The sequence below is a fragment of the Rhizobacter sp. P2_H2 genome (assembly GCF_056403375.1).
On the sequence record NZ_JBFUFP010001671.1, the window covers coordinates 1 to 756 of the forward strand.

2 protein-coding genes are annotated in these 756 nt (G+C 70.4%); both read left to right on the forward strand.

The features are described from left to right. The coding region (locus AC1D15_RS35510; protein WP_477829784.1) for an NUDIX hydrolase at positions 1 to 222 on the forward strand (222 nt) is incomplete at its 5' end. Next, on the forward strand, positions 219 to 756 hold a 538-nt coding region (locus AC1D15_RS35515; protein WP_477829785.1), incomplete at its 3' end, for an endonuclease/exonuclease/phosphatase family protein. The genes AC1D15_RS35510 and AC1D15_RS35515, both read left to right, overlap by 4 nt.

Below are 756 nucleotides of genomic sequence, written 5' to 3' on the forward strand. Positions count from 1 at the left end.
GTCTACGAGATCCTGCCGGCCTGGGCGCACCGCTACGCGCCGGGCGTCACCCACAACACCGAACATGTCTTCACGCTCGAGGTCGATCGCGGCACGCCGGTCTGCCTGAGCCCGCACGAACACCTGCGCTTCGAATGGCTGCCGTGGCGCGACGCCGCCGCGCGCTGCTTCTCCCGCACCAACGCTGCTGCCATCCTCGACCTCGGAAGCTCCCCGCGATGAACGCGTCACCATCGACCCTCCACCCCCCGCACGTGCTGCGCGTGGCCACCTACAACATCCACAAGGGCGTGCGCGGCGTCGGCCCGCGCAAGCGGCTGGAGATCCACAACCTGGGCCTGGGCATCGAGGCGCTCGATGCCGACATGGTGTTCCTGCAGGAGGTGCGCAACTTCCACCATGGCGAGGCAAGGCGCTTCCCCGACACCCACATCGGCTGGCCGCGCATGCCGCAGGCGGAGTACCTGGCGCCCGACGGCTACCACGCGGCCTACCGCACCAACGCGGTCACGCCCGGCGGCGAGCATGGCAACGCGCTGCTGTCGCGCTGGCCGATGGGCGACGAGATCGGGCACCACGACGTGTCGGACCACCGCTACGAGCAGCGCGGGCTGCTGCACGTGCGGGTGCACTGGAACGCGGTGGTGGTGCACGCACGTGCAGCAGCCCGCGCTGCTCGTAGCGGTGGTCCGACACGTCGTGGTGCCCGATCTCGTCGCCCATCGGCCAGCGCGACAGCAGCGCGTTGCCATGCTC